The sequence below is a fragment of the Brevundimonas intermedia genome (genome assembly GCF_027922165.1).
GTDB lineage: Bacteria > Pseudomonadota > Alphaproteobacteria > Caulobacterales > Caulobacteraceae > Brevundimonas > Brevundimonas intermedia.
Genome location: NZ_BSFD01000014.1, coordinates 1 through 5,762, shown reverse-complemented (window position 1 = coordinate 5,762; position 5,762 = coordinate 1). Strand labels below are relative to the sequence as shown.

Sequence of the window (5,762 nt, the reverse complement as noted above, 5' to 3'; positions counted from 1 at the left end):
ACGGGCCGGCCCTGAGGGCCTTGGAGCTTTGGTTTCGGGGTTTTTGAGGGGAAGAAAGAGTTGAGAAACTTCTTGCTTTCCTGGGTTGGTTTCAATAGGTTCCGCGCTCCAATCGAATCACCGAACGGTTAAGAGGAAGGCCTCTGCGTTTTCCTCCGGTGGTTTTTTGTGGTTTTGAGGCTTCGGTCTTGGTTCTGCAAAATCTCTGAAAAGAGCGGTTGACACGAGGTTCGCGGTTCTCTAAATCGCCGCCTCCGCCGACGACGAGGCGCTAAACAAGTCGGGCCGCTGAGGCGGTTCAGGTCTTTGACATTGTTGATATGGAAAGAGAAACGCAGGCGGCGGTGTTCTAGCGATGACCCTAGAGGTCATCATACGACACTGACTATCTGCGGTCTTTTTGAAAAGATACCATGCGTCGGTCTTCGGATCGATGACGTGGGAACTCGTCAATAAAATACGTAGAACTAATGCCAAGACGTCCTTCGGGATGTTCTTAAGCTTAGGTCAGAAGTCAACTCAACCTGAGAGTTTGATCCTGGCTCAGAGCGAACGCTGGCGGCAGGCCTAACACATGCAAGTCGAACGAACTCTTCGGAGTTAGTGGCGGACGGGTGAGTAACACGTGGGAACGTGCCTTTAGGTTCGGAATAACTCAGGGAAACTTGTGCTAATACCGAATGTGCCCTTCGGGGGAAAGATTTATCGCCTTTAGAGCGGCCCGCGTCTGATTAGCTAGTTGGTGAGGTAAAGGCTCACCAAGGCGACGATCAGTAGCTGGTCTGAGAGGATGATCAGCCACATTGGGACTGAGACACGGCCCAAACTCCTACGGGAGGCAGCAGTGGGGAATCTTGCGCAATGGGCGAAAGCCTGACGCAGCCATGCCGCGTGAATGATGAAGGTCTTAGGATTGTAAAATTCTTTCACCGGGGACGATAATGACGGTACCCGGAGAAGAAGCCCCGGCTAACTTCGTGCCAGCAGCCGCGGTAATACGAAGGGGGCTAGCGTTGCTCGGAATTACTGGGCGTAAAGGGAGCGTAGGCGGACATTTAAGTCAGGGGTGAAATCCCGGGGCTCAACCTCGGAATTGCCTTTGATACTGGGTGTCTTGAGTATGAGAGAGGTATGTGGAACTCCGAGTGTAGAGGTGAAATTCGTAGATATTCGGAAGAACACCAGTGGCGAAGGCGACATACTGGCTCATTACTGACGCTGAGGCTCGAAAGCGTGGGGAGCAAACAGGATTAGATACCCTGGTAGTCCACGCCGTAAACGATGATTGCTAGTTGTCGGGATGCATGCATTTCGGTGACGCAGCTAACGCATTAAGCAATCCGCCTGGGGAGTACGGTCGCAAGATTAAAACTCAAAGGAATTGACGGGGGCCCGCACAAGCGGTGGAGCATGTGGTTTAATTCGAAGCAACGCGCAGAACCTTACCACCTTTTGACATGCCTGGACCGCCAGAGAGATCTGGCTTTCCCTTCGGGGACTAGGACACAGGTGCTGCATGGCTGTCGTCAGCTCGTGTCGTGAGATGTTGGGTTAAGTCCCGCAACGAGCGCAACCCTCGCCATTAGTTGCCATCATTTAGTTGGGAACTCTAATGGGACTGCCGGTGCTAAGCCGGAGGAAGGTGGGGATGACGTCAAGTCCTCATGGCCCTTACAGGGTGGGCTACACACGTGCTACAATGGCGACTACAGAGGGTTAATCCTTAAAAGTCGTCTCAGTTCGGATTGTCCTCTGCAACTCGAGGGCATGAAGTTGGAATCGCTAGTAATCGCGGATCAGCATGCCGCGGTGAATACGTTCCCGGGCCTTGTACACACCGCCCGTCACACCATGGGAGTTGGTTCTACCCGAAGGCGCTGCGCTGACCGCAAGGGGGCAGGCGACCACGGTAGGGTCAGCGACTGGGGTGAAGTCGTAACAAGGTAGCCGTAGGGGAACCTGCGGCTGGATCACCTCCTTTCTAAGGATGCTTCTCCAGGCCGTCTCTCACGAGGCTGTCTATTGAGGCTCCAATAAACTGCGGAATGCCGCCGTCTCCGTTTCTCTTTCCACTTTCGTCATCGACGCATCGACCATACGGGTTGATGTATTGGTGACGCGATCGCGAGCCTGGGCTTTTAGCCTGGCTGTCGCTGCCATAGGCCCGTAGCTCAGGTGGTTAGAGCGTACGCCTGATAAGCGTAAGGTCGGCAGTTCGAGTCTGCCCGGGCCTACCAGCTGATGCTGGTTGCTGGGGCTGGCCTCCAGCCCACAGGCAGTATCGTATGACAGCTCTCCTGGGCTTTGCACCGTTCCTGTTGGAATGGGGCCATAGCTCAGTTGGTAGAGCGCCTGCTTTGCAAGCAGGATGTCGTCGGTTCGACTCCGTCTGGCTCCACCAGGACCTTGTGATCGCATTCGAGTTTGCCGTTCTTCGTAAGAGGGATGTGCATTGAAATCGTGAAGGAAGAACTAGACCGGCTCCCCTGAGCTTGAAGGTCGTGTTCGAGAAGAAGACATTGTCTGACAAAAATCAGGCTTGGTCCCCCGGCAACTTTCCAGTCGGGCGGAATAAACCAAGCATGAGTTTTGCTGAGAAACGATCAAACGTTGAAGGGCTTCTGACGGATGCCTTGGCGTAGAGAGGCGATGAAGGACGTGGCAAGCTGCGATAAGAACCGGGGAGGCGCTAGCACCCTTTGATCCGGTTATTTCCGAATGGGGAAACCCACCTTTACAGTCTTCCAACTCTGTCTCTTCGGAGGCAGCGATTGGCGGATTGTTTAAAGGTATAATGAGCTGAATACATAGGCTTCATTAAGCGAACCCGGGGAACTGAAACATCTCAGTACCCGGAGGAAAGGACATCAACCGAGACTCCCGTAGTAGTGGCGAGCGAACCGGGACCAGGCCAGTGCTCTTGTGAAATAAAGACGAACGATCTGGAAAGGTCGGCCATAGTGGGTGAAAGCCCCGTAGTCATCAAACAGCAAGAGACTCGAGTAGGGCGGGACACGTGAAATCCTGTCTGAACATGGGGGGACCACCCTCCAAGCCTAAGTACTCCTCTACGACCGATAGTGAACAAGTACCGTGAGGGAAAGGTGAAAAGCACCCCGACAAGGGGAGTGAAACAGATCCTGAAATCGGAAGCCTACAAGCAGTCGGAGCCCCCAAGCGGGGTGACGGCGTACCTTTTGTATAATGGGTCAGCGACTTCATGTGTCGAGCAAGCTTAAGCCGTTAGGTGTAGGCGCAGCGAAAGCGAGTCTGAATAGGGCGCTAAGTTCGACGTATGACGACCCGAAACCAGGTGATCTATCCATGAGCAGGTTGAAGGTTGGGTAACACCAACTGGAGGACCGAACCCGTGAATGTTGAAAAATTCTGGGATGACTTGTGGATAGGGGTGAAAGGCCAATCAAACCTGGACATAGCTGGTTCTCCGCGAAATCTATTTAGGTAGAGCGTCCGACGAATTCCTTGGGGGGTAGAGCACTGGATGGTTGCGGGCTGCGCGAGCGGTACCAATACTAACCAAACTCCGAATACCCAAGAGAACTATCGGGCAGACACACGGCGGGTGCTAACGTCCGTCGTGAAAAGGGAAACAACCCTAACCATCATCTAAGGCCCCCAAGTCACGGCTAAGTGGGAAACGATGTGGGATTGCTTTGACAATCAGGAGGTTGGCTTAGAAGCAGCCATCCTTTAAAGAAAGCGTAACAGCTCACTGATCAAGCGATCCTGCGCGGAAAATGTAACGGGGCTCAAGCCGTGCGCCGAAGATATGGGTTTGCAGTTTACTGCAAGCGGTAGCGGAGCGTTCCGTAGGCCGGTGAAGGTCAGGCGTGAGCCTGGCTGGAGGTATCGGAAGTGAGAATGCTGACATGAGTAACGATAAGAGTGTGAGAGACACTCTCGCCGAAAGACCAAGGGTTCCTGCGTAAAGCTAATCTGCGCAGGGTTAGTCGGCCCCTAAGGCGAGGCTGAAAAGCGTAGTCGATGGGAAGCAGGTAAATATTCCTGCACCAGCTGGAAGTGACGGATGGCTTAACTCGTACCCACTTATTGGATTGTGTGTGCGGGGGCGTTGTCCCAGGAAATAACTCCAGCAGAGACCGTACCCGAAACCGACACAGGTGGTCAGGTAGAGCATACCAAGGCGTTTGAGAGAACTATGCTGAAGGAACTCGGCAAATTGCACGCGTAACTTCGGAATAAGCGTGACTCACCCTGGGCAACCAGGACTGAGTGGCACAAGCCAGGGGGTAGCGACTGTTTAGCAAAAACACAGGGCTCTGCGAAGCAGCAATGCGACGTATAGGGTCTGACGCCTGCCCGGTGCCTGAAGGTTAAAGGGAGTTGTGAAAGCGACGAACTGAAGCCCAGGTAAACGGCGGCCGTAACTATAACGGTCCTAAGGTAGCGAAATTCCTTGTCGGGTAAGTTCCGACCTGCACGAATGGCGTAACGACTTCCCCACTGTCTCCAGCATAGGCTCAGTGAAATTGAATTCCCCGTGAAGATGCGGGGTTCCCGCGGTCAGACGGAAAGACCCTATGAACCTTTACTATAGCTTCGCCTTGGCGTTAGCGACCGTATGTGTAGGATAGGTGGGAGACTATGAAACCGGGGCGCCAGCTCTGGTGGAGTCGTCCTTGAAATACCACCCTTACTGTCGTTGACGTCTAACCGAGGGCCGTTATCCGGTCCCGGGACATGGCGTGGTGGGTAGTTTGACTGGGGCGGTCGCCTCCTAAAGTGTAACGGAGGCGCGCGATGGTGAGCTCAGAGCGGTCGGAAATCGCTCGTCGAGTGCAATGGCATAAGCTCGCCTGACTGCGAGACTGACAAGTCGAGCAGAGACGAAAGTCGGCCATAGTGATCCGGTGGTCCCGAGTGGAAGGGCCATCGCTCAACGGATAAAAGGTACTCTAGGGATAACAGGCTGATTTTGCCCAAGAGTCCATATCGACGGCAAAGTTTGGCACCTCGATGTCGGCTCATCACATCCTGGGGCTGGAGCAGGTCCCAAGGGTATGGCTGTTCGCCATTTAAAGTGGTACGTGAGCTGGGTTCAGAACGTCGTGAGACAGTTTGGTCCCTATCTGCCGTGGGTGTTCGAAGCTTGAGAGGATCTGTCCCTAGTACGAGAGGACCGGGATGGACATACCTCTGGTGTACCTGTCATGGCGCCAGCTGTGCAGCAGGGTAGCTAAGTATGGAATAGATAACCGCTGAAAGCATCTAAGCGGGAAACTAACCTCAAAACAAGGCTTCGCTGAGGATCGTGGAAGACTACCACGTTGATAGGCCAGGTGTGGAAGTGGGGCGACCCATGAAGCTTACTGGTACTAATAATCCGATCGGTTTGATCGTTTCTCAGCAAAACTCATTCGATGATTGCTCCTTGACCGAAGCAATCTCAGACAATGTCTTCTCATCATCCGCTGTCCGCCTTGTTGACCTGGTGGCTATGTCGGAGGTTCCCCACCCGATCCCATTCCGAACTCGGTCGTTAAGCCCTCCAGAGCCAATGGTACTTCGTCTCAAGGCGCGGGAGAGTAGGTCGCCGCCGGGTCTACAAGGCGGACAGCCGATGATGAAAACCAAATCACCGCAAATGCGGTCTTCTCGAAACGTTCTTCCTTCTCGAACTACCGCTTGCCGCGGGATGGAGCAGCCCGGTAGCTCGTCAGGCTCATAACCTGAAGGTCGTAGGTTCAAATCCTACTCCCGCACCCAAGATCTAGCCCGCT

The 5,762-nt window shown here is 53.9% G+C and carries 3 tRNA genes and 3 rRNA genes; all 6 read left to right on the top strand.

The window, feature by feature from the left end:
• Positions 1-520 precede the first annotated feature (520 nt).
• The 6 genes from PKE72_RS17465 (at position 521) to PKE72_RS17440 (ending at position 5,748) form a co-directional block, all read left to right on the top strand.
• Positions 521-1,981: ribosomal RNA gene (locus PKE72_RS17465) — 16S ribosomal RNA — on the top strand.
• 179 nt (positions 1,982-2,160) lie between these two features.
• Positions 2,161-2,237: transfer RNA gene (locus tag PKE72_RS17460), tRNA-Ile, on the top strand.
• Between the two features lie 88 nt (positions 2,238-2,325).
• Positions 2,326-2,401 (top strand) — tRNA-Ala (locus tag PKE72_RS17455).
• 200 nt (positions 2,402-2,601) lie between these two features.
• A 23S ribosomal RNA gene (locus tag PKE72_RS17450) occupies positions 2,602-5,382 on the top strand.
• Between the two features lie 87 nt (positions 5,383-5,469).
• Positions 5,470-5,584 (top strand): 5S ribosomal RNA (gene rrf / locus PKE72_RS17445).
• The 16S, 23S and 5S rRNA genes sit together here with 3 tRNA genes alongside, the layout of an rRNA operon.
• Positions 5,585-5,671: 87 nt before the next feature.
• Positions 5,672-5,748: transfer RNA gene (locus PKE72_RS17440), tRNA-Met, on the top strand.
• The last annotated feature ends 14 nt before the right edge of the window (positions 5,749-5,762 follow it).